General features: G+C 31.0%; 25 protein-coding genes. 16 read left to right on the top strand and 9 right to left on the bottom strand.

Features of this window, described 5'->3' with window-relative positions; genetic code table 11:
• Positions 1–20 precede the first annotated feature (20 nt).
• From CPAL_RS00120 to CPAL_RS00135, 4 genes are all read right to left on the bottom strand, one after another.
• Positions 21–746, bottom strand: coding sequence for an amino acid ABC transporter ATP-binding protein (locus CPAL_RS00120; protein WP_061858574.1), 726 nt, complete (start codon positions 744–746; stop codon positions 21–23).
• On the bottom strand, positions 739–1,392 hold the full coding sequence (locus tag CPAL_RS00125; RefSeq protein WP_061858573.1) for an amino acid ABC transporter permease: 654 nt from the start codon (positions 1,390–1,392) through the stop codon (positions 739–741). The genes CPAL_RS00120 and CPAL_RS00125 overlap by 8 nt, the downstream gene beginning before the upstream one ends.
• Positions 1,393–1,513: 121 nt before the next feature.
• Positions 1,514–2,320: an ABC transporter substrate-binding protein gene (locus CPAL_RS00130; RefSeq protein WP_061858572.1), complete on the bottom strand. Its 807-nt coding sequence runs from the start codon at positions 2,318–2,320 to the stop codon at positions 1,514–1,516.
• Positions 2,321–2,417: 97 nt separating this feature from the next.
• On the bottom strand, positions 2,418–3,695 hold the full coding sequence (locus CPAL_RS00135; protein ID WP_242862634.1) for a lactate racemase domain-containing protein: 1,278 nt from the start codon (positions 3,693–3,695) through the stop codon (positions 2,418–2,420).
• Between the two features lie 167 nt (positions 3,696–3,862).
• On the opposite strand from CPAL_RS00135, the gene CPAL_RS00140 reads away from it, so the two are divergent.
• Positions 3,863–4,483, top strand: a complete 621-nt coding sequence (locus CPAL_RS00140; RefSeq protein WP_106023825.1) for an amidase domain-containing protein — start codon at positions 3,863–3,865, stop codon at positions 4,481–4,483.
• 131 nt (positions 4,484–4,614) lie between these two features.
• Here CPAL_RS00140 and CPAL_RS00145 read toward each other — a convergent pair whose 3' ends face one another.
• On the bottom strand, positions 4,615–4,896 hold the full coding sequence (locus CPAL_RS00145; RefSeq protein WP_061858570.1) for a hypothetical protein: 282 nt from the start codon (positions 4,894–4,896) through the stop codon (positions 4,615–4,617).
• 379 nt (positions 4,897–5,275) lie between these two features.
• On the opposite strand from CPAL_RS00145, the gene CPAL_RS00150 reads away from it, so the two are divergent.
• From CPAL_RS00150 to CPAL_RS00170, 5 genes are all read left to right on the top strand, one after another.
• On the top strand, positions 5,276–7,651 hold the full coding sequence (locus CPAL_RS00150; protein WP_106023826.1) for an ATP-dependent DNA helicase: 2,376 nt from the start codon (positions 5,276–5,278) through the stop codon (positions 7,649–7,651).
• A gap of 88 nt (positions 7,652–7,739) precedes the next feature.
• On the top strand, positions 7,740–8,021 hold the full coding sequence (locus CPAL_RS00155; protein WP_061858568.1) for a hypothetical protein: 282 nt from the start codon (positions 7,740–7,742) through the stop codon (positions 8,019–8,021).
• Between the two features lie 112 nt (positions 8,022–8,133).
• Positions 8,134–9,375 (top strand): competence/damage-inducible protein A, encoded by a 1,242-nt coding sequence (locus tag CPAL_RS00160; protein ID WP_061858567.1) that lies wholly within the window; start codon positions 8,134–8,136, stop codon positions 9,373–9,375.
• A gap of 23 nt (positions 9,376–9,398) precedes the next feature.
• Entirely contained in the window at positions 9,399–10,271 is an 873-nt protein-coding gene (locus tag CPAL_RS00165; RefSeq protein WP_061858597.1) for a DegV family protein, read from the top strand.
• Positions 10,272–10,504: 233 nt separating this feature from the next.
• Positions 10,505–11,713: a dicarboxylate/amino acid:cation symporter gene (locus CPAL_RS00170; RefSeq protein ID WP_106023827.1), complete on the top strand. Its 1,209-nt coding sequence runs from the start codon at positions 10,505–10,507 to the stop codon at positions 11,711–11,713.
• 82 nt (positions 11,714–11,795) lie between these two features.
• Here the strand turns inward: CPAL_RS00170 and CPAL_RS00175 are convergent, their stop codons facing one another.
• From CPAL_RS00175 to CPAL_RS00190, 4 genes are all read right to left on the bottom strand, one after another.
• The gene (locus CPAL_RS00175; RefSeq protein WP_061858565.1) at positions 11,796–12,989 is read right to left on the bottom strand and encodes a S8 family serine peptidase; all 1,194 of its coding nucleotides are present in this window, start codon (positions 12,987–12,989) and stop codon (positions 11,796–11,798) included.
• Positions 12,990–13,106: 117 nt separating this feature from the next.
• On the bottom strand, positions 13,107–13,538 hold the full coding sequence (locus tag CPAL_RS00180) for a DMT family transporter (RefSeq protein WP_061858564.1): 432 nt from the start codon (positions 13,536–13,538) through the stop codon (positions 13,107–13,109).
• A gap of 97 nt (positions 13,539–13,635) precedes the next feature.
• Complete coding sequence (locus CPAL_RS00185; protein ID WP_061858563.1) at positions 13,636–14,121, bottom strand: dUTP diphosphatase; 486 nt, start codon at positions 14,119–14,121, stop codon at positions 13,636–13,638.
• Between the two features lie 148 nt (positions 14,122–14,269).
• A complete protein-coding gene (locus CPAL_RS00190) occupies positions 14,270–14,815 on the bottom strand; it encodes a hypothetical protein (protein ID WP_061858562.1) in 546 nt (181 codons plus the stop codon).
• A gap of 263 nt (positions 14,816–15,078) precedes the next feature.
• Here CPAL_RS00190 and CPAL_RS00195 point away from each other — a divergent pair, with 263 nt between their 5' ends.
• The 10 genes from CPAL_RS00195 to CPAL_RS00235 all read left to right on the top strand — a co-directional run bounded on the left by CPAL_RS00195 (position 15,079) and on the right by CPAL_RS00235 (position 23,654).
• Positions 15,079–16,338: a UDP-N-acetylglucosamine 1-carboxyvinyltransferase gene (locus CPAL_RS00195; RefSeq protein WP_165815383.1), complete on the top strand. Its 1,260-nt coding sequence runs from the start codon at positions 15,079–15,081 to the stop codon at positions 16,336–16,338.
• 28 nt (positions 16,339–16,366) lie between these two features.
• On the top strand, positions 16,367–17,152 hold the full coding sequence (locus tag CPAL_RS00200) for an MBL fold metallo-hydrolase (RefSeq protein ID WP_106023829.1): 786 nt from the start codon (positions 16,367–16,369) through the stop codon (positions 17,150–17,152).
• A gap of 14 nt (positions 17,153–17,166) precedes the next feature.
• The gene (locus tag CPAL_RS00205) at positions 17,167–17,733 is read left to right on the top strand and encodes a GerMN domain-containing protein (RefSeq protein ID WP_106023830.1); all 567 of its coding nucleotides are present in this window, start codon (positions 17,167–17,169) and stop codon (positions 17,731–17,733) included.
• Between the two features lie 81 nt (positions 17,734–17,814).
• A complete protein-coding gene (locus CPAL_RS00210) occupies positions 17,815–18,318 on the top strand; it encodes an SEC-C metal-binding domain-containing protein (protein ID WP_106023831.1) in 504 nt (167 codons plus the stop codon).
• A gap of 200 nt (positions 18,319–18,518) precedes the next feature.
• A complete protein-coding gene (locus CPAL_RS00215) occupies positions 18,519–19,391 on the top strand; it encodes a response regulator transcription factor (protein ID WP_106023832.1) in 873 nt (290 codons plus the stop codon).
• A complete protein-coding gene (gene rlmH / locus CPAL_RS00220) occupies positions 19,388–19,867 on the top strand; it encodes a 23S rRNA (pseudouridine(1915)-N(3))-methyltransferase RlmH (RefSeq protein WP_061858556.1) in 480 nt (159 codons plus the stop codon). Before CPAL_RS00215 ends, rlmH begins: the two co-directional genes overlap by 4 nt.
• A gap of 19 nt (positions 19,868–19,886) precedes the next feature.
• The gene (locus CPAL_RS00225) at positions 19,887–21,641 is read left to right on the top strand and encodes a Na+/H+ antiporter (protein WP_242976266.1); all 1,755 of its coding nucleotides are present in this window, start codon (positions 19,887–19,889) and stop codon (positions 21,639–21,641) included.
• A 17-nt stretch (positions 21,642–21,658) separates the two neighbouring features.
• A complete protein-coding gene (locus tag CPAL_RS14050; RefSeq protein ID WP_242976267.1) occupies positions 21,659–21,868 on the top strand; it encodes a hypothetical protein in 210 nt (69 codons plus the stop codon).
• Between the two features lie 360 nt (positions 21,869–22,228).
• Positions 22,229–22,615: a MerR family transcriptional regulator gene (locus CPAL_RS00230; protein ID WP_061858548.1), complete on the top strand. Its 387-nt coding sequence runs from the start codon at positions 22,229–22,231 to the stop codon at positions 22,613–22,615.
• 16 nt (positions 22,616–22,631) lie between these two features.
• Positions 22,632–23,654: a DUF362 domain-containing protein gene (locus CPAL_RS00235; protein ID WP_106023833.1), complete on the top strand. Its 1,023-nt coding sequence runs from the start codon at positions 22,632–22,634 to the stop codon at positions 23,652–23,654.
• Positions 23,655–23,946: the final 292 nt, after the last annotated feature.

A 23,946-nucleotide genomic window follows, 5' to 3' on the forward strand; every position in this document is an offset into this window, starting at 1 on the left:
CCTTTTTATAATCTATACCCCTAAGATAGGACTTTGCTTAAGAAATCTTTAGTTCTAGCATTCTTTGGATTGTTAAATACTTCTTCCGGAGTTCCTTCTTCAATAATGTTTCCTCCGTCCATAAAGAAGATTCTATCTCCTACTTCTTTAGCAAATCCCATTTCGTGAGTAACAACCACCATTGTCATTCCTTCTGACGCAAGTTCTTTCATTACATTCAATACTTCACCAACCATTTCAGGGTCTAATGCAGAAGTGGGTTCATCAAAAAGCATAACATCTGGTTCCATAGCTAATGCTCGTGCTATAGCTATTCTCTGTTTTTGACCACCGGAAAGTTGAGAAGGGTAGCTATTTGCTTTATCATCAAGACCTATTTTCTTTAAAAGTTTAAATGCAATAGCTTCTGCTTCTTCCTTTGATTTCTTTTTTACCTTTATTGGTGCTAAAGTTATATTCTCAAGAACGGTTTTATTAGGAAACAAATTAAACTGCTGAAAAACCATTCCCATTTTTTCACGTAAATGATTTATATTAACCTTTTTATCTGTAATATTAGTACCTTCGAAGATTATTTCGCCCTCAGTTGGAGTTTCTAATAAGTTTAGGCATCTTAAAAATGTACTTTTTCCAGAGCCGCTAGGCCCAATAACAACTACAACCTCACCCTTATTAATGTGGGCGTTTACTCCTTTAAGAACATGGACGTGATTAAATTTTTTATGCAAATTATTTACCTTAATCACTAGTTTTCATCCTCCTTTCAAGTAATCCAATACATTTAGACAATGTAAATGTCATTATAAAATACAAAACTGCAACTACTATTAAAGGTTCAAATGAAAGATATGTTACTCCTCTTATGATATCAGAAGTTCTGGTAAGTTCTGTAAGCCCTATAACCGACACTATAGAAGATTCTTTTATAACTGTAACAAATTCGTTACCTAAAGCAGGTAAAACATTTTTAACAGCTTGAGGAATGATAACTTCCTTCATGGTCATAGCATAAGTCATACCTAAGCTTCTAGCTGCTTCCATTTGACCTTTATCAACAGCTTGTATTCCTGATCTTATTATTTCTGCTACATATGCTCCACTATTAATTGATAGAGCTAATATAGCAGATGGGAATTCAGGAAGTTCTACTCCTAAAGCAGCGGGTATACCGAAGTAGAATAAAAACAATTGAATCATTAAAGGAGTACCTCTTATAAACTCTACGTAAGCTGTAGAAATAAGTTTAAGTATCTTATTATTAGAAAGTCTCATTAAAGATAATAGAGTACCTAAAATTGTTCCAAATAAAACTGTTAAAAATGCTAACAATAAGGTCATTTTTACACCAGATAAGAACATCGTATAGTATTTTACTAAAAAACTAAAGTTCAATTATAAATCCCTCCTATAAATTGAAAAATTATAACTAAAAAACAAAAAATAAACAATTGATCTTAACTAACAAAAGATAATGGCTTAGCCATTATCTTTTCCTAAGTTACTCTATAGTATGTTATTCAATCATATTGCTTGCGTCTACAATAAATTGATTAATCTTATCTTCGGTCATAAGTCTATCTAAAGTTTTATTTATTGAATCTAAAAATTCTTGGTTATTCTTTGTTACTGCTATAGCAGATCCTTTTTCTGAAATAGATTTATCAAATTCTATATCAGACATGGATAAATCTTTATTTTTATCTGCATAAGATTGTCCAACAGGAAGTTCTACTACTAAAGCATCTACCTTTTTATTCTTAAGTTCAAGAATTAAATCTGTAATTTTGCTTAAAGATTTGATTTCAGCATCTTTAATTTGAGATTTTGCTATTTCTTCCTGAGTTGAACTCAATTGAACTCCAACTTTTTTACCCTTTAAGTCATCTAAAGATTTTATTTTATCTTTATCTTCAGCTCTTACTAAAACTGCTTGCTTAGCTACATAATATACCTTTGAGAAGTCAACTTCTTTTGCTCTCTCAGGAGTTGGATTCATACCAGCTATAACCATATCAACTTTGTTGCTTTTTAGTGCGCCTAATAAGCCCTCAAAGTTCATATCCCTTATTTCTAATTTTACACCTAAGTCTTTTGCAATTTCTTCAGCTATCATTATGTCGAAACCAACAACCTTATCTTCACCATTTACTTTTTTATGAAATTCATATGGTGGATAGTCACCGCTTGTTCCAACTATTAAAGTACCATTTTCTTTAACTCTTTCCATAGGTGATTTAGTTTTGCTACAAGCTGAGAAAGTAAATATCATGGCAGTCATTAACGTTAATGTAACTAATTTATTTAATATATTCTTTTTCATAAAAACAACTCCCTCTCAATTATCTTATGTATTATTATACATGTATACTTATAAATATTCAATAAGGTTTATTAAATTTTTATGAAAAAATTATACTTTAAGATTGAACAGGTAATGTACTTCCCGCTGTAGGCATTAAATAGATTAAATCAGCATTGTCTATAGCATCTTTAGCATAATATATAGCATCTTCTAAATTGTTTGTAATTTTAATGTTGCAACATTCTAAAGCCTTTTGATCCATTGAAGAAACTAATATTATATTGTATTTAACTGCCATTTCGCATATAACAAAAGCAAAAAACTTTGCAATTGTATATTCTCTTCTAACTTCCTTTTCTCTTTCTGCATTGTTTTTAAAGTTATAGAATATATGCTCCATATCTTTATGACCTAATCCTTCTATACATTGAGCAACCAAAATTATGGTTCCGCCTTCACGTACAGCTTCTACTGAATTGCTTAAGGCTTTTGAAGCTTGATAAAGATCTATATCTTTTGGATATCCACCAGCTGAAGCTATAATAACATCAGCTTTTTCTTTAATATTGAAGCTGTCTATTGATTTCAATATTTCACAGCCTTTTCTGTGGGCGGTAATATAATTACCTGCAACGGCAGCTGTAAAATTGCCATCTGAATCTAGTATTACATTAAATAAAAAGGATGGATTTACAAATTTAGCAGCTTCAAGCATGTCCTCGCTAAAAGGGTTTCCATCCATAAGGGCAGTTCTAACTTTTGGATTACTTCCTGGTCCATTTGGATTTAGTGAAAGAGAGTGATTTTGCATTACAGTTTCATAACTGCTGATACCTGGTAATATGGCCTTTCTTCCTCCACCAAAGCCAGCTATATCGTGAAAGACAATTCCGCCTGTAAGGATAATGTGTTTGCATTGAAGTGCTAATTTATTTACATACACTTCAGTACCAAAAGATGTGGTACCAACATATTGGAGATTATCCTTATCTCTACAGTCATGATCTATAATTTCAAACCTATTAAAAAGATCTTCACCCATGATCAATTTATGTTCTTCTTCATTTTGCTTTCTATGAGTTCCTAATGCGCAGATGAAATGGATATTATCATCTTTAACTCCTGCTTCTTCTAATTCTTTAATCACATAAGGCAAATATACAGATGGTTTTTGCCATAATCTTGTAACATCTGGTACTATAATGCACACATCTTCATCAGGTTTTACTATATCCTTTAATCTTGGGCTATCGATTGGATTTTCAATAGCATATTTTAATATTTCTTCTTCTCTTTTTAATTTAGGAGAAGATAGACTACTTATGATTTTTACATTTTTATGTTCAAAATTTAAATCAAAGTGCTTTTCACCATATTTCATTGATATTTTCAATTTCTACACCCCCTATATATGTTATATCTATTATATAACATATATTAATATAATGAAGTATAATTTATGCGAAAATATGAATTTTTATACAACAAGGTTTATCTTTTGGTATAAAATATAGTTATATCTTATATTATATAATGATAACAATTATTTTAGAGGATATTATGAGTGAATATAATAGAGAAAATGATATTATCTCAAAAGCAAATTTACACTATGATAGAATGTTAGCTAAGGAATATGCAGAAAAATATGCTTTAACCCCTAACATAAGTCAGTATCCATATTTTGAAACAGATGATTGTGCAAACTTTGTATCTCAAGTCTTAAAAGCTGGAGGAATGGAGGAAGTAGGCAGCAAATGGGATAAAATTGATTCTTGGTTTTGCAAAACAAAGGATCATAAAAATTTAACTAATATATCTATAACATGGAGAGCCGCACGATATTTTAGAAGGCATTGGGGAAATGAAAACGGTTTAGGAGCCAATAGAGCTGCAGCATATACTGCTATAACAGTTCAACAAGCATTAGACAATTTTGATAGGTTATTTTCCTTATTAAATATAGGAGATGTGATACAACATGGTAGTCCTGATAATAAATATCCATACCATACTCAAGTTATACACGATAAAGGCTATAACTGGAAAATAGGCATATATGATTTATTTATGGCTCAGCATACGAAAAATAGACTTTATGTATCACTTTACCAGTATTTAAGCGACTTTACGGATAAAGATATAAGGCCAGTGTATATTTATAGAATTAAGGACGATTAAGAAGTAAATTGTGACAATTTTTATTGAAGATTCTATATGGGATTTGCATTTAGGAAAGCTTCTAATGCTAGTTCAACGCTTTCTATAATGCAAATCTTATATTTCTATTAGTTTTGTTTGATTTAACATTTTTACCACTTTAAAAGAATTTTATTAATAGCTAGAAAAACAATTGAAAGAAACATTATTAAACTTATCACTTTATCCTTAAATTTAGCAGATGGTCTAATTATGCAAAATAAATATGATGCTCCCATAAATGAATAGGATACTATTTGTAAATAAGTAATCTGAGTAGATCCCAATGAGAATAAAGGAAAGGCTACAGGAATAAGCACTAATACTCCAATTGCTAAAAGTAAAGTTTGTACTTTTTCAGCTGAGGTTAAATCTTTTAAGCGATTTTTAAACATGCATTTATACCTCCTTATATTGATATATACTTAATTATTATTTCGATTAACACTTTTTAACTTTATTCCCATTATATTTATTTTAATAATATCATATAAACATTTATTTTAAAACGTTATTTTAAATTTTATAATTGGATTTTTGAAAAAGATCTTATGTGTTTTTTTCATAAATAAATAGTGCTATGAAGGCACGTTATATCATTATTGGACATTATTTAGGAATAGAGCTTTAACAACAATAACCAGCATAGATGCTTTAGGTATATCAGTAATTAATTCTGCAGGAGTATGTAGGTTTGTTTGGATTGATTCATATATATTTTAAAAATAAGTTATAATTAAGTATAGACTATACATAATCGAGAGGATAAAAAATATGGAAGAGAAAACCATTATAAAGATTTCCGTTAGAAACCTTGTGGAGTTTGTTCTAAGGTCTGGAGATTTGGTTTCGACATTTACGGGAAGTTCTAGAAACGTGGATGCTATAAAGGTGCATCAGAAAATACAAAAATCAGCTCCTAAAGAATATAAGAGTGAGGTAGCACTTTCTTATACTATAGAGGATGAAGGTATAATTTTAGAAGTAGGTGGACGTGCTGACGGAATTATAGAGGAAGAGGATAGGATTATAATTGATGAGATAAAGACAACTACAGTTCCTTTAGAGTTTGTGGAAGAGGATTATAATGAGCTTCATTGGGCTCAAGCTAAGTGCTATGGATTTATATATTCTAAGGAAAATAATTTAGAAAATATATGTATTCAGCTTACATATTATCAAATGGATACAAAAGAAATTAAAAGGTTTATGAAGACCTTTGACTTTAAAGAGTTGGAAGAGTTTTTTTATAGTTTAGTAGATCAATATATGGATTGGGCAAGGATGCAGCAAAGTTGGGTTGAAGAGAGAAATAGGTCTATAGTAGAGATGCTATTTCCGTTTAAAAGTTATAGAGAGGGACAAAGAAGGCTTGCTGTAGCTGTATACAAAACAATAGTTGAGGAAAAGAAAATATTTGCTCAAGCTCCTACAGGCATAGGAAAGACTTTAGCTTCGCTTTTTCCAAGCATTAAAGCTATGGGAGAGGGACACACCTCAAAGATATTTTATCTTACAGCAAAAACTATAACTAGAACTGCTGCGGAAAAGGCTGTAGAAAAAATGAGGAATAAAGGACTTAGAATTAAAAGTCTTACAATTACAGCTAAGGATAAAATATGTTTTAAAGAAGAGAAAAATTGTGATCCTGAAAAGTGTGAATACGCTAGAGGACACTTTGATAGAGTAAATGAAGCTATAAAGGATATTTTTAAGGAAGATAATCTATGTCGAGAGATTGTTGAAGAATATTCTAGAAAACATAGAGTATGTCCTTTTGAATTTTCTTTAGAATTGGCTAATTTTTCGGACTGCATAATATGTGATTATAATTATGTATTTGATCCTAGAGTATATTTAAAAAGATTTTTCTTAGAAGGAACTACAGATTTTACATTTTTAATTGATGAGGCTCATAATCTGGTTGATAGAGCAAGAGAAATGTTTTCTGCGGAACTTAGTAAAAAAGAAATATTGAAGTTAAAAAAAGATACATTAGATAAGGCTAAAGAAGTTTCTAGAATTCTTAATAAGATAAATTCAGAGATGATTAAGTTTAGAAAGCTGTGTGAGGAGAACGGCGGCAATGCATATATAGATAAAGAACCTCCTAAGGATATAATATCTCTTTTAAGGGAATTTTCATTTCATGCAGAAAAGTGGTTTTTAGAAAATAAAGATAGCAATGAAAATTTTAAAGATGAACTTATGGAGTTTTACTTTAATGTCCTAAACTTTATAAGGACTTTTGATGGATATGATGATACATATGTAACTTATGCAGAGAAGCTTGGAGATGAGGTTAAGTTAAAATTATTCTGCCTAGATCCATCACTTTTACTTCAGGAGGGAATGAAGAGAGGAAGAGCTTCTATTTTATTTTCAGCTACTCTAATGCCTATGGATTATTTTGTTGATATTCTTGGAGGAGATGAAAATTCATACAAAATAAGATTGAATTCACCTTTTAGAAGGGAAAATCTCTGCTTAATGATGGATAGCAGCATAGCTACGACATACAAAATGAGAAAGTTTACTTATGATAAAATCGTAGAAGATATTGAAAGAATTTTTGAAAGTAAGAGAGGAAACTATCTAGTGTTCTTTCCATCATATGAGTACATGAATGAAGTTTATACAAGGTATTCTCTAAAAAATTCTCATGTAAAAACTCTGTGTCAAAGTTCTTTTATGATGGAAGAAGAAAGAGAAGAATTTTTAAATAGTTTTTCTAAGGATAATAAAGAGGGCTTAATTGGGTTCGCTGTCATGGGAGGAATTTTTTCAGAAGGCATTGATTTAACCGGAGATAGATTAATAGGAACTATAATAGTGGGAGTTGGTCTTCCACAGATTTCTTTAGAGAGAAATATAATAAAGGATTATTTTAATCATAAAAACAATAAGGGGTTTGAATATGCATATATGTACCCGGGGATGAATAAGGTTATGCAGGCTGCAGGAAGAGTAATAAGAACAGAAGAAGATAAGGGAGTAGTTCTCTTAATCGATGAGAGATTTTCTTATCCAAGTTACTATAAGTTATTTCCAAGGGAATGGAGAAACTTAATACTTCTTAAAAATTCAAAAGAAATAGATAGGATTGTTAAAGATTTCTGGAATAGAAGTCAGGGAAATATTTTCAAATGAATGAAAAGAAATATTGACAATCGAACAAATGTTCTATATAATCGAATTATGTAGTTATTTGCACGATTTTATAGATGGGGGTACATTTATGCAACAACATGGCAGTTTTTTTGTTAGAGTAAATTATTCTATTCAAGGTAGGGACAAGAAAGGAAAGTGCATAGGAGCACATATAACAAGGATAAAAAATAATGGAGAGAATAAATATTTAATAGGTGGAGGACACATCAATAGGAATGAAGGTTCATTTTTATTTAAGGTGAAGGATTTGAAAGAAGCAAATGAGGTTGCTAAGAATAGCGTATTTATAAAGGATAAAATATATAGTTACGAACTTATTATATTAGATGAAAAAATCAGAATAGCATAATGAAGAGAGTTTCCTGTCGTATTTTGAACAATAGATTATATATATATCTATTGTTTTTTTGGTATAATATTGAATAAAGCGTTATGTTTAAAAGAGGAAAGAAGGAAAAATAATGAGGGCGGAAATATTAGCAGTAGGTACAGAGATATTATTAGGTAATATAGTGAATACTAATGCTCAGTATATAGCAAACAGATTAGCTGAACTAGGTATAGAGGTATATCATCAATCAGTAGTTGGAGATAATGCAGAGAGGCTAATGCAGGCTTATGATTTAGCCTTTAAAAGAGCAGATCTAGTAATAACTACAGGAGGACTTGGACCGACTAAAGATGATTTAACTAAGGAAGTAGCATTTGAGTATTTTGGAAAGAAAGCAGTTCTTCATGAGGAATTATTGAAAGAAATAGAGGATTATTTTAAAAAAATAAACATGCCTATGAGTGAAAACAATAAAAAGCAAGCGTTTTTCCCAGAGGATGCAATTATAATGAAGAACAAAAATGGTACAGCACCAGGATGCATAATAGAAGAAGGTAATAAGATATTAGCTGTGCTTCCTGGACCTCCAAGGGAAATGAAACTTATGTTTGAGGAGAGCCTGGTTCCATATCTAAAAAAATTTCAAGATAGTGTTTTAGTATCAAAAACTCTTAGGGTTATAGGTCTAGGAGAAAGTAATGTAGCTGAAATTATAGATGATATTTTAGAAAATTCAAAAAATCCTACAGTTGCACCTTACGCCAAAGAAGGTCAGGTTACTTTGAGAATTACAGCTAAGGCAGAAAATGAAGAAGAAGGGAAAAAACTAATCATTTCAGTTGAAAAAGAAATTAGAGAAAGACTTGGAATTTCAGTATATGGAGAAGGAGATATTACATTAGAAGAGGTTGTAGGAAAAATACTAGTTGAAAATAATTTAACTATAGCTACAGCAGAATCTTGTACTGGAGGACTTTTGGGCGGAGCCATAATAAATTATCCAGGAATATCTAAAGTATTTAAAGAAGGGTTCATAACTTATAGTAACGAAGCTAAGATTAAGAGATTAAATGTATCGGAAAAAACACTTAAAAACTTTGGAGCAGTAAGCAGTGAGACGGCAGCAGAAATGGCTAAGGGAGCAGCTCTTTCTTCAGGAAGCGATATAGGTATATCAACAACAGGAATTGCAGGACCAGGAGGCGGAACTAAAGAAAAACCTGTTGGACTTGTGTATGTAGGCCTTTATATAAAAGGAGAGGTTAAAACTAAAGAACTGCATTTAGTAGGAAATAGGCAGAGAATAAGGAACATGACAGTGATGAGGGCCTTAGATTGGTTAAGAAGAGAATTAATAAGCAGGTATATATAGGAATTACCAAGGAGGATTATAATATGAATACTATTATAACTACAGATTCAAGTAGTGATTTGCCGCTGGAGTATGTTGAAAAAAATAATATACAAACTTTAGGCTTGATATGTCATTTAGAAGGACAAGATTATATAGATGACTTTGGTAAAACCCTTACATATGAAGAGTTTTACGGCAAATTAAGAAAGGGAGCTATGCCTACTACTTCTCAAATAAATGTATATAGATTTGAAGATTTATTTAGAAAATATGTAAAAGAGGGAAAATCTATAATTCATCTGTCTATGTCCTCTAAAATAAGCGGGTGTTACAGCAGTGCCATTATTGCAAAAAAAACAATTGAAGAAGAGATAAAAGGAGCAGATATAACGGTAATAGATACAAAAAGTGCTTCTATTGGAGAGGGAATTTTAGTATATACTGCTGTAGAAATGCTAAATGGTGGAGCATCAAAGGAAGAGATAATAAATTGGGTGGAAGAAAATAAATTAAAACTTCATCATTGGTTTATAGTAGAAGACCTTATTCATTTAAAAAGAGGTGGAAGACTTTCTAGTGCAAAGGCTAATATAGGAACTCTTCTTCAGATAAAGCCTTTAATATATATAGATAAAGAGGGAAATCTCCAAAATTTAAGCAACATAAGAGGAAGAAAAAAGGCCATAAAATCTCTTATGGATAAATTTGAAGAAAATATTGTAGATACAGAAAATTTGGTTGTGGGCATAAGCCATGGGGATTGCCTTTCTGATGCTCTTTATCTTAAAGAGATGATTCTTGAAAAATATAATGTAAAAAAGGTTTTAATAAATCATGTAGGTCCTGTTATAGCATCTCATACAGGAGCGGGAATGCTATCATTATGTTTTATAGGCAAAGATAGAGTTATATAGAAACCTAGGATTGCAAGTTAGAAGTCTAATGTTAAGAACTAAAATATTTAGAAAAGAACTAGGCAATGTAGTTTTAGATTGCTTAGTTCTTTTGATTTTTTGTAAATAATATAAGAAACAATATAATTAAATTTTTGTTGACAAATGAGGGACAAGGTGTTAATATCTTACTGTATTTATACTAGATACAAATGTTTTTTGTATAAATACAAAATGTAAAAGGGGGGATTTATATGAAAAAGATGGGGCTTTTACCCAAATTGGTTATAGGAATAATATTAGGTATCATAATTGGAATTGTATCAAAAAATACAGAAGTTTATTTTATTTCAAGAATATTTGTTACCTTTTCAAGCTTATTCGGTAGCTTTTTAAGCTTTATCATTCCTTGTATAATTTTAGGATTTGTTGCACCGGGTATTGCGGATTTAGGAAATGGATCTGGAAAGTTACTAGCGATAACAACAGCAATAGCGTATGTTTCTACTATAATAGCAGGAACAGCAGCATATTTCATTGGAGCATCTATACTTCCTAAGGTAATAAAGGCGGCGGAAGTAGCTAAAGGCTCATCTATAGAGCTAGAGCCGTATTTTACAATAACTATAGACCCAGTAATGGGAGTTATGACAGCACTTGTTATGGCGTTTATGCTAGGAATAGGCATGTCATATATAAAGGGAAATGCACTTCTTAATGCACTAAAAGATTTTCAAGATGTAGTAGCACTTGCAGTAAAGAATATAATTATACCTCTTGTACCTGTATATATAACAGGAATATTTGTAAAACTTACAGTTGCAGGAGAAATATTTAGAACTTTAAAGACATTCTCATCTGTTTATATAATATTATTATTGCTTCAAGCGGCTTATCTTGCAGTTCAATATGTGGTAGCTGGAACTATAAGTGGTAAAAATCCATTTAAATCCTTAAAAAATGAGATTCCAGCATACTTTGCAGCACTGGGAACTCAGTCATCAGCAGCTACTATTCCGATAAACCTAGAATGTGTAAGAAAAAACGAAGTTTCAGATGAAATTGTAGACTTTGTTGTTCCATTATGTGCAACAATTCATTTAGCAGGAGATACTATAACATTAGTATTAGCTTCTATGGGAGTTATGCTAATGAATGGACAAAATCCAACATTTGCAGTAATGTTTCCATTTATACTAATGCTGGGAGTAACAATGGTAGCGGCACCAGGAATACCAGGTGGAGGAGTTATGGCATCCTTAGGACTTTTACAAGATATGCTTTTATTTACTCAACCTCAACAAGGTTTGATGATAGCGCTGCATGCAGCACAAGACAGCTTTGGTACAGCTACAAATGTAACAGGGGATGGAGCTATAGCTATTATTGTAGATCATATTTTCAAAAGAAATAAATCTAAAGATGAGGAAAAAGTAATAGAAATCAAGGCTGCAGAAGGCTAAATAAAAAAGATGTAAGAATTGGTCACAAATAATTCTTACATCTTTTTTGTGCTTAAAATAATTTACTTATAGTTTTATAGTATTAGGAAAGTAGTTTTTTAATATTTATAATACCTGAGCCCTGTATACTTTTAGGTATGTTTAAAAAAGTAGAAGACATCTTAAGGAGAGAAACTATATCTTTATATGTTAGATTGGGATTTTTTTCATATAATAAGGCGCAAACACCACTTATATAAGCAGCTGCACAGGATGTACCTGTATAGGTGGTGTAAGGATTATCTATAATACGAGGATATAGCTTTTGTCCATCTCTTTCAGATATATATGATGTATCCGAGTTTAAAGAGCATATGTTCACACAAGCAGCAGATAAATCGGGCTTTTCAAGCTTGCTACCAGATCCAGCAGAAGAATTTAAATAAGGTTTTTTTACACCAGAAGTATCTATGCCAGCTACGGTTATACAGTTTTTTAGAAGAGCTATTCCCCTCATAGAATTTTCTGTATTGGTATTGTGGCCACTTGGCACTACAATAACCAAATTATTTTCTACGGCTTTTTCAAAAAGCTTTGAAAATAGAGAAAGATAAAACTTGTTATAATCTAATAGTTCAAAAGGAAGACATATTATTTTTATATTGTAGGTATTGCTCTCTTCTATTAAAGTATCTATAGCAAACAATATGTCGGAGATAAAACCCCTTCCTGCACTATTAAAAGCTTTTATCATATAAATTTTACTTCCTTCAGCTATTCCTTTATACATTCCGTTAGAACTATAGCCGCTGGAAGCAATAATACCGCTTATAAAGGTTCCATGACCATTATCATCATAAGGATATTTAAGATTATTTATAAGATCTAAAAAATTTAAAATTTTATTAGAAGGACTTTTTAGATCTGGATGAGGATATACTCCACTGTCTACGATTCCTATACATACATCCTTTCCTGTTAGTTTGCTTTTATTTTCAAATTTAACTCCGTTTGCGGAAAGTACACTACTGCCGCATAAGAGAGCATAATTATCAAAACAAATATATTTTATCTCAGGATACTCAATAAGTCTTTCTATGACATTAGGAGAAACATTAGCACATATACATCCTACAGATGGAATTGAACGTATGACATCGCATCTATATATTTTAAGCTTTTTTTCGATTTTGTCTTGGAGAGATTTACAATATATTAAAACCCTATAATTTTTATATAGCTTATTTTCTAAGGCATCTTTTAAATTTATATCCAACTTGTTTTTTAGAGAAAACACTGGTATCCTCCTAAAATATTACTCTATTATATAGTATAGTAGTATTAAAGGGAAAATGTTAAAAATAAAAATAGAGAAACAAATAATCTCTACTCCCAATAGAGATTATTTGTTTCTCTATTTTTTCCATTCGAATATTATTATACCTAAGAGCATAATAGCGGCACCAATTATTTTAAACATACCAAAGTTAGATTTGTCAGAATCAAAAAGACCAAAAGCCTCAATTAGTGCAGCAGAAACAAGTTGGGCAATCAATATAGCGCTTACTGCATATGTAGGACCTAGTTTAGCCATTCCACACATAACTGTAAGAGTAATAGCTACGCCAAGGGGACCACCGAGAAGATAAAGTTTATTAGCTTCTCCTATATTTCTTATATTGCCTTTTCCTGCAAATAACATAATTACAAGTGTTAAAACAAAAGCTATTCCTTGCACTATTGTATTTGTCTCCCAAAGTCCAATCTTTTGACTAAGACGAGTATTAAAAACACCTTGAAGACTCATAAAAAGACCTGCAAGGAGAGAACATATTAGTCCGAACATAAAAATCACCCTCCAAGGATAGTGTACCCTAAAATTATAGGTTATATTATCCTTTCAGAAGGCTAACATAATAATTAACTTGTTATAAATTCATATATTAATATCCATTATCTTGTCTTGCATGATTTATAGCATTCTTATGGTAATAGGCATTCTCAATTTCTTTAAAGGTAAAACCTAAGTCGTGTCCAATACATAAGAAATCTTCAAATAAAGTTTTATAGTTATCTCTAGATGAGCAAACTATAAAATCGTTAATATCTATGTATAGATTAAGAAATTTTTTAGTTAACTCAGTATCCTCACCCTTACAGACAATATCTATGTCACAATAATTTTTATCAAGACCTATACTAAGTATAAAATGCAGACAGTCTACATATTCCTCAAGTATTTTTTCTTTAGGAGAAGGTCCCTTATTGCTCCAAAACTTAAAACACCTGGTTTCGTTAGCAAGTTCACTTATCTCTACCTGAAGAGCTAAAATCTTTTTTGAAAAAAGAGATTCATTTTGTAAATGATGTTCTTCTAAAATTCTTTTATCAAGATCCTGTTGTAACTGGAATAACTTATGCAAATTCATCTAAGATTTCCGCCTTTCTTTAAATTTCATACTAATATATTGTATAATATTTTCAGAAATATTAAAAGATTGACAAAACGTTTACATTTAAAATGTTAAAAAATAAATTCGTATCAAAATTTGTAGATTCGATACGAATTAACTTTATTTAATAATCTCTTAAAATGTAATCTTTTATTAAAATTTGTTTTTTATTGTTGATTGGTTTCCAAAGTTCAATGCGGTTAACCTTAGCAAAGTCATAACATATATCTTCATTTTTAAATGTAAATTCTGCATGCAAATCTTCATTTAGTGCTTTTCTAATAGAATAATTAGAATTTGCAATAGGCATATACAATTCTTTATCAGGATCATTTTGTATATTAAATCCATTTAAGAGAAGAATATCGGTAATGTTACGGATAATTCTATTTATATACCCACTATGTTCTACCCTTAAATTGATAGTTTTTAGAGATTTATCAAAGCAAAATTTAGGATTAATTTGAACCTTGAATTTTTTATAAGGAGCTAAAGTATCTGTAACAATCTTATCAAGTTTATCCATATCAGGGTCAATTATGGTTTGGATATGTATGAAAAATTGTTGATTTGTTTTATAAAGTTTATATTTTCTACATAAATCTCTTTGAGTTGTTTCAATAAGCTTATTAGATTCTTTATCAAATAAGGCAACTAAATGATATTTCATTTTAATCCCCCAAAAACAATTTTTATTGTTATTATATCATACTTAGTATATTTATGCATACTGAAAGTATACATAACATAAATTATTTACAGGTTAATCCTAATAGTGAATATATTAGCTTGCAATCAAACTTATGCTATAACATATAAAAAAATAGGTATTAAAAATCAGCAGTATTATGCTATAATAAACTTTGTGAAATATTTGATGCCATATTTTATAAAAATAAAATACTAAAAAAGATAGTAAGGATGGATAATCATATGGAGAAGTTGATTATTTATGGAGGAAGACCTCTTAATGGAGAGATAGAAATAAGTGGAGCAAAAAACGCAGCAGTTGCAATTTTACCTGCAGCTATAATGGCAAGTAAAGGTGTTTGTACTATTGACAATATACCTCAGATTAGTGATACATATTGTATAGAAAAAATTATAGAAAGCTTAGGAGCTAAAATAACTAAGAATAAAAATACAGTTATAATAGATAGTACCTGTATAAATAACAGTAATGCAGATACAGATGATGTAAGAAAAATGAGAGCTTCTTACTATTTGATAGGAGCACTATTAGGAAGATTTAAAAAAGCAAAGGTAGAAATGCCTGGTGGATGTGCTATAGGGGTTAGGCCTATTGATCAGCACATAAAGGGATTTGAAGCACTAGGTGCAAAGGTAAAAATTGAGCATGGTGCAGTGGTTGTAGAAGCAGATAGATTGGTTGGAGCTAATATATATTTTGATGTAGTTAGTGTTGGAGCTACTATTAACGTCATGTTAGCAGCTACACTTGCTGAGGGAAAAACTATACTTGAGAATGCAGCTAAAGAACCTCATGTAGTTGATGTAGCTAATTTTTTGAATAGTATGGGTGCGGATATAAAAGGTGCTGGAACAGATGTTATTAAAATAAATGGTGTTAAAGAACTAACAGGCTGTAGTTATAGTGTTATACCAGATCAAATAGAGGCCGGTACATACATGATTGCTGCCGCAGCTTGTGGAGGAAAGGTTACTGTAAATAGTGTTATACCGAAACATCTAGAATCTATATCAGCAAAACTTATAGAAATGGGTGTTAAAGTAACAGAAAATGGAGATAGTGTAACTGTGGAGAGTCACGGAAATTTAAGAGGAGTGAACATAAAGACTCTTCCATATCCAGGATTTCCTACAGATGTGCAGCAGCCAATGACTGCACTTTTGAGTATAGCAAAGGGAAGAAGTATAGTTAATGAAAGTATATGGGAAAGCAGATTTAAGCATATTGATGAGCTAAAGAAGATGGGAGCTCAAGTAAATGTAGAAGGTAATTTAGCTATTATTGAAGGAGTTTCACATCTTACAGGAGCAAAGGTAAAGGCTACAGACTTAAGAGCAGGAGCTGCTATGGTTATAGCAGGGCTTATTGCTAAGGGAGTTACAGAAGTTACTAGTATACAGCACATAGATAGAGGATATCCATATATAGAAAAGAAATTTAATGCGTTAGGTGCAAAAATAATAAGAGTTAAAGATGAATAGACTTTATGATTAGAATGGAGAAAGTACAATGATATTTTGTCCTTTGTATAGTGGAAGCAGTGGGAATAGCATATATGTATCCTCAAATTATGCAAGTATATTAATAGATGCAGGCTTAACAGGAAAAAGTATAGAAAGTGCATTATCATCCATTAAAAAGGACCCAAATAAAATAGACGGTATATTTATAACTCATGAACACAGTGATCATATAAAAGGTGTAGGCGTTTTATCAAGAAGATACAATATACCTATTTATGCTAATGAGCTTACATGGAAGAGTATGGAGAAGAGTATAGGAAAAATTAAGGAAGAAAACAAAAGAGTCATAGATAAGTCTGGTGTTAATATAAAAGATATGCAAATATGCAGTTATTCAATACCTCATGATGCTGCTGACCCAGTAGGTTATACTATTAGCTGTGGGAAAAATAAGGTAAGCATAGCCACAGATCTTGGATATTTTTCGAAGGAAGTAGAAGAAAACGTAAAAAATTCAGATGTTATTCTGCTTGAAAGTAATCATGATGTTGAGATGGTAAAATTCGGACCATATCCATATCCTTTAAAGAGAAGAATTCTAAGTGATGTTGGCCATTTATCTAATTATGATTGTGGAAAGGCCATAGTAAGTATGACAAAAAATAGTTGCAGAAGAATAGTTCTGGGACACTTAAGCAAGATTAACAATTATCCAGAGCTAGCATATGAAACAGTAGTGAGTGTGCTTAGAGAAGAAGGCATAAAAGTGAATGAGGATGTTTTTATTGGTATGGCTAAAAGAGACATGCCAAGTAATTATATAGAATTTTAAGGAGGAGGTATGGTGTGAAAAAAATATACAGGCTGTTTTTAATCATACTAGCAACTGTTTTTTTAAGTTTTATTCTTTTAGGGTGCGGCAATAAAAATAAAGACTTAGTAAAGGATAATAAGAAACTAAAGACATTAAAATTACCTAACTCCGATGAAACTTGCATAAATTTAGATGTTTATTTTGATGGATCTAAAAGTGAAAATGAAGTAAAAGTATTGAAAGAAGAAAGAATACTAGAGAAAGAAGAACTCATAGGGGAAATTATAATGCAGGAGCTTATAAAAGGGCCTTCTGTTGAAAGCCAGTTAAAGCCTGTATTTCATAAGGATACCAAGCTTATAAGTTTTTCAATTAAAGATGGCATTGCATATGTAAATTTAAGCAAAGAAGCGAAATATAAGATGAGTACAGCTAAGGAAGAAGCTTGCTTAAGAAGTATTGTATTATCATTAACTCAACTAAGTTCTATTAACAAGGTAAAAATATTAATTAATAATAAAAGTGTAGATTCTTTAGGTGGAAATTATGATATATCTAAGGCTTTTGCCGAGGAAGATATATCTAAAATAAAGAAATAATTGGAATTGAAAAGAAAATAAAATTTTATTATAATAATAAATAATTACGGGCAAATATAATTTACAGAAGGAGAATGTAAGATGAGTTTGTACAAGGATTGGACAAATATGGTTATAGATTATGTAAAACATAAAGGCGAGGCTGCTTTTTGGAAAGAGTATGGAGATATGGAAAAAAACATATATGCTAAGATTTTAGCTAATCATAAAGAATCTCCTAAGGGAACAGTAGAGGAATTAGCAGCTAAATTTGATACTCCTATAGATTTTTTTGTAGGGTTCTTAGATGGAATTAACGACAGCCTTGTGGCACCTTTAGATATAGAGAATATTGAAAAGGATACAGTAGTAGAACTAAATATAGATTTAGAAAAGCTATATTTTAATATGGTAGATGCTAAAGCAGACTATCTATACAATCTTCCTCAATGGGATGGAATTTTCTCTGTAGAAAAGAGAAAAGAAATTAAAAAAGCATGGAGAGCTTCTAAGACTGTAGTTAGAGAAGAGAAAATAGGAAGAAATGATCCTTGTCCTTGCGGAAGTGGTAAAAAGTATAAAAAGTGCTGTGGAGCTGCGGTTTAGAGATTTAAATAATAGTCTAAAATCATGAATCACACAGGATGGCGATAAGGTTTAAGCTGCCATCCTGTGTTATTTTTTGTAGTATAAGCATAATAAATCTCGACTTTTGTTTAATAAAATAATTGAAGAAATAGCAAATTATTACGAAAATCACTATATAGTATAGTAAGCAGGAGTACCGTCATATAGGAGTGATTTTTATGAAAAATGTAGTAATATTAGATAGCAAGGCTTATATGAGAAGTAGAATTAAGGAATTGGTATGCGACTATGAGGTACGTGTATATGAAGCTGTGAATTCTTTCCAACTATTTAGAATACTGGCTGAAGTCAATTATGATGTTTCACTAATAATAATGGAGATAAATTTGGATAGAGAGAGCGGAATAGATATACTAAATAAGTTAAAAAGCAGAGGGATAGATATACCAGTGTTGATAGTAACCTCAGAAAATAGGAAAAAAAAGTTTGTAAAGAGTATAAAGGCAGGAGCGGTAGATTACATATTGAAGCCCTTTGATGAGAAAATGTTGTTAAAAAGAATAGTGAAAGGTATGGACAAAAAATATAAAAAGACAAATAAAAATGGGGGCAACATAATTAAGGAGAAAAATAATAAGTTAAATTTAGATTTTCAAGACTATCTATCTAATCAGCTAAAGGATGCTAAGAGTAGGCATAATAATTTCTCTATAATGATGATAACTGTTTTTAAATTTGTAGATAACTTTACAGAAGATGTTGAAAAAGAGTATACTATATTAGGAAATGATTTATATATCAAGTTAAATGATATATTAAAGGATGCAGACTTATTTATAAGATATGAAATTCAAAGTTTCATAGCAACTTTTAAGAATAAGGATAAAGATAATGAAAATTATATTACTGAGAAGATAAAAAAATTTTTTGAAGACATAAAACAAAATGATAAAAGATTTAAAGACTATTATTTAGAGTGTGCTTTTGCTCATTATTTAGAGGATGGAAAAAGCAAAGCTGAGCTTTTATCGAAGGTTAAACAAAAAATAGTAAATAAAATAAATGAAGTGAAAAGAATGGAGAAAAAATGAACATAACAGTTATTTGTGTAGGAAAGTTGAAAGAAAAGTATTTAAAAAGTGCAATAGATGAATACAGCAAAAGGTTGAGTAGATACTGTAAACTAGATATTATTGAATTGAGTGATGAAAAAACTCCAGACAATGCCTCAGAAAAGGAAGAGTTAATGATAAAAGAAAAAGAAGGGAATAATATACTGAAACATATTAAGGATAATATGTTTGTTATAGCTTTAGCTATAGAAGGGAAGATGTTATCCTCAGAAGAATTGGCGGACTTCATAAGAGAGCAGGGAGTTCGAGGGAACAGCAATATTGCTTTTATAATTGGGGGGTCTCTCGGTTTATCTAAGGAAGTGCTTAGTAGAGCAGATTATAAGCTTTCTTTTTCTAAAATGACCTTCCCGCATCAACTTATGAGGGTTATATTGTTAGAACAGGTTTATAGAGGGTTTAGGATAATTAATGGAGAGCCGTATCATAAGTAAATCATAAGAAGGGAAAAATGTGAACTTATTGACTACAGTATTATTGTTGCTTGTTTGTTTATTGATTTCAAATGTTATTAGTCACTACATACCTTTTATTCCTACGGCATTAATCCAAATAGTCCTAGGAATAATAATTGCACTTTCATTCAGAAATATTAAAGTTAAAATAGAATCTGAATGGTTTATGCTGCTATTTGTTGCGCCTCTTCTATATAATGACGGCAGGCGTTTTCAGCTCAAAGAATTATGGAAACTGAGACGTCCCATTTTAGGTAATGCTATTTTTCTTGTTCTTTTGACAGCCATTGGTGGAGGATATTTTATTCACTGGATGATACCAAAAATCCCTATTGCTGCAGCATTTGCACTGGCAGCTATTTTATCACCAACTGATCCTGTAGCTGTTAATGGTATTGCTAAACGTATTCAGATTCCTGAAAACATATTGAATTTAGTAAGAGGAGAATCTCTAATAAATGATGCATCTGGATTAGTTGCCTTTAACTATGCAGTGGCCGCAGTGGTAACTGAAAGCTTTTCCCTAAAAGAGGCTGTGCTTGATTTCATCTATATGTTTAGTATGGGTGCCATTTTAGGAATAATTTTTGGGATGCTTATAATGTGGATAAAATATGCTCTGAGAAAAAGTGGTATCATTGATGTTACATTTCATTCCCTTATGCAAATTTTGGTTCCTTTTATCATTTATATTATTACAGAAGAGCTTTTGCATGCTTCGGGTGTTATAGCAGTAGTGATAGCTGGAATTATCCACTCATTAATCTCAGAGAGAACAGAAACCATTGTGCCTAATGAAAAGATAGTTACAGAAAATATATGGTCAATTATTATATTTACTCTTAATGGTATTGTATTCATACTATTAGGCTTAAACATTCCCTCTTCAATGGGAGAAACAGTGGTAGATCCTAACATTGGCAATTGGCTAGCTTTGGGATATGTGATTGCAATTGGACTGGTTATACTAGGAATTCGCTTTATTTGGTCCATTCTCTTTTCTTATTATCAATACAATTTTGTCAAAACAGAGCATACCGACAAGCCAAGCTTAAAAACCAGCTTATTAGTGAGTCTTACAGGTGTACGTGGTGCAGTTACTATGGCTGGAGTTTTATCGATTCCATATTTTTCAATGAGCGGAAGGGCATTTCCAGAACGATCCTTAATTCTTTTTTTAGCTGCTGGCGTTATTTTATTTACATTAATATCTGCAACAGTGCTTCTGCCTATTTTAAGCAATAAGGCAGCGAAAGAAGGAGAAATCCTTAATAATATGTATTTAACTGAAATAAGAAAAAAACTTATTCAAGAGTCTATAAAGAAGATTAGGTTAGAAATGAATGAAGAAAATGAAGCTGCAGCTTATGAACTAATGAGTGAATATAAATTGATGTATAAAAAGATAGATCGTTATGGTGATTTTAGGGAAACACAAGATTATCAGAATGAAATAACAAAAATACGATTATTAGGTGTAAAAGCAGAGAGAAAGTATATCCATGATATAAGAGATAACAAGGAGATAGACCCTAAAATTCTTAGTATATTTGAAAGTTCCCTTGATTATCGAGAGGAGGTACTCTCAAATAGTGTTTTTACGGGTTATAAACATGTTTTAGAAGAAACATTTCGAGGTTTCACTCATTTTAAGGCACAATACATAAAGAGTGAAGAAATAAGTGTTGATAAATTACGTGCTGCAAGGAATATTCAAGCAAAGGTGGAAGAGCAGATATTGCTAATGTTGTAATTTTAGATTATAAAAGAATGATTAATAAATTAAAATCAGCTAACTTACAATATAATGACAAAAAAGAAGAACAAAAGGAAGAACTGCGCATCAAAGTTATTGATTTTGAACGCTGTCAGATTCGTGCAATGTATGAATTAGGAGAAATAAGCAATAAGCAAGCAAAGGAATTAAGACGATTTATAAACTATATTGAAAGTGTTACTTTATATGAACAGGTAGAATGATAATAATATTTAAGTAAAGAGGAGGATACTGCTAAATTCAAAAGCAGTATCCTTTAATTTTGACGGAACACTAAATTATTATATTGATGAAAGAAGGAAATAAAACTTTCATCAGAGTCTTATATTTTTTTATTTTGTGTTTATTCTCCTTTACTACAATGAGACGCAAAAGCAGGTAACCAAAATCTGGGTCTCTTACTGTAGATATGTCCCCACTATTTACTGATTCTTTGATATAATTAAATAAGATATGATTTTATATATACGTAATTAAGTTAAATTAAGTATTGACATAAAGTTAACTTTACCCCTTATCATAGGTTATGTAGAATAATAATTTTGCTAAGAAAGGAGGTAAATATGAATTATACCATTAAACAGGTTGCGGAGAAAATGGGAGTTACTGTTTCAACCCTGCGGTATTACGATAAAGAAGGTCTTTTGCCATTTGTGGATAGGAAACCAGATGGAACTAGAGTTTTTAAAGATGAAGACTTTCATAGTCTGGAAATTATAAAATGTATGAAAAGGTCTGGAATGCCCATAAAACAGATAAAAAGGTACATGGATTTATGCCAAGAGGGTGATAAGACACTTCAAGAACGGCTGAATATTTTTCTTGAAAGGAAGAAAGTCGTTCTAAGGCAGATGGAGGAATTGAATAAGGTTATGGAAACTATCAATCATAAGATATGGTATTATGAAACAGCAATTGCAGCTGGTACAGAGAGAGTTCATAAGAAGTAAAAGAAAGGGTGTTATGATGAGTAAAGTATATTTCATTAAAAATTCAGAATCAGATTATGATAAGCTTGGAAAAGATGCTTTAGAACTTTTAAAAAAAATAGTATCAGAAACTGGACATAAGTTTGAAAAAGAAGTGCCTATAAAGGTCCACTTTGGTGAAAAGGGAAACAAAACCTTTATACCTGCAAAATGCTATGACGAAATTATAAATTATCTTAAAGAAAATGGTGTATCTCCATCCTATATCGAAAGTAATGTACTATATAGAGGATCAAGAACTACTACAGAGCTTCATATTGAGACAGCAAAAGCTCATGGCTTTACACAGATTCCAATTATAATAGCTGATGGAGATATAGGAACAGAGTACAATGAAGTGGAAATAAATAAAGAATACATAAAAAAGTGTAAGATAGGCAAGAGATACGGTGAATTTAAGCAATTTATTGTTATGAGTCATTTCAAGGGACATGTAGCAGCTGGATTTGGTGGAGCTTTAAAACAGCTTGCTATGGGTTTTGCTTCAAGAGGTGGAAAGATGGAGCAGCATTCAGGCATATCACCTGTGGTAGATCATGAAAAATGCGTTTCTTGCGGTATTTGTATGAATAAATGTAATTTTGGTGCTATCGAAATTTCAGATGCTGCAGTAATTGATGAGAGTAAATGTATTGGCTGTGCTGGGTGTATAGCTGTTTGTCCTCAAGGTGCAATTGAAAATTCTTGGGGAGGAGCTAATTTCCTTGAGAAACTTGCAGAGTATGCTTATGGAGCATCAAAGGATAAGGATATAATATATATTACATTTGTACACAATATTACCAAGGAGTGTGACTGTGTTGGTGAGCATATGAAACCAGTTGCAGGTAATATTGGTGTTCTTGCAGGAAAAGACCCAGTTGCCTTAGATACAGCATGTCTAGATTTGGTTCAGAAAAACAGTGGGAAAAAACTCTTTGAAAAAGGAAGGACATCACTTAAACATGCAGAAAAAATAGGATTAGGATCAATGGAATATGAACTTATTGAAATAAAATAATAACTTACATCACAAAAAGACATTTGCCTTTAGGCGAATGTCTTTTATATTGACATAAGAAAATTATAATGATATTATAAGTTCGATACTATTATTTATACAATAACTTTATACTTCCCTAATTTTATTATACACTTTTACAAAAACAATGTCAATAGGGTTTTAACAGAGATTTCGCATCTAATTTCCAGTAAAGCTTTTTTCTTTATAGGAAATTAGATTTTTTCTATTTTATTGAAATTTTGGAAGGGAAAAAGGCCGTAGGCCATGTATATAGATACACCTTCCCCCT

Source organism: Clostridium thermopalmarium DSM 5974 (assembly GCF_002995795.1).
Classification (GTDB): domain Bacteria; phylum Bacillota; class Clostridia; order Clostridiales; family Clostridiaceae; genus Clostridium_H; species Clostridium_H thermopalmarium.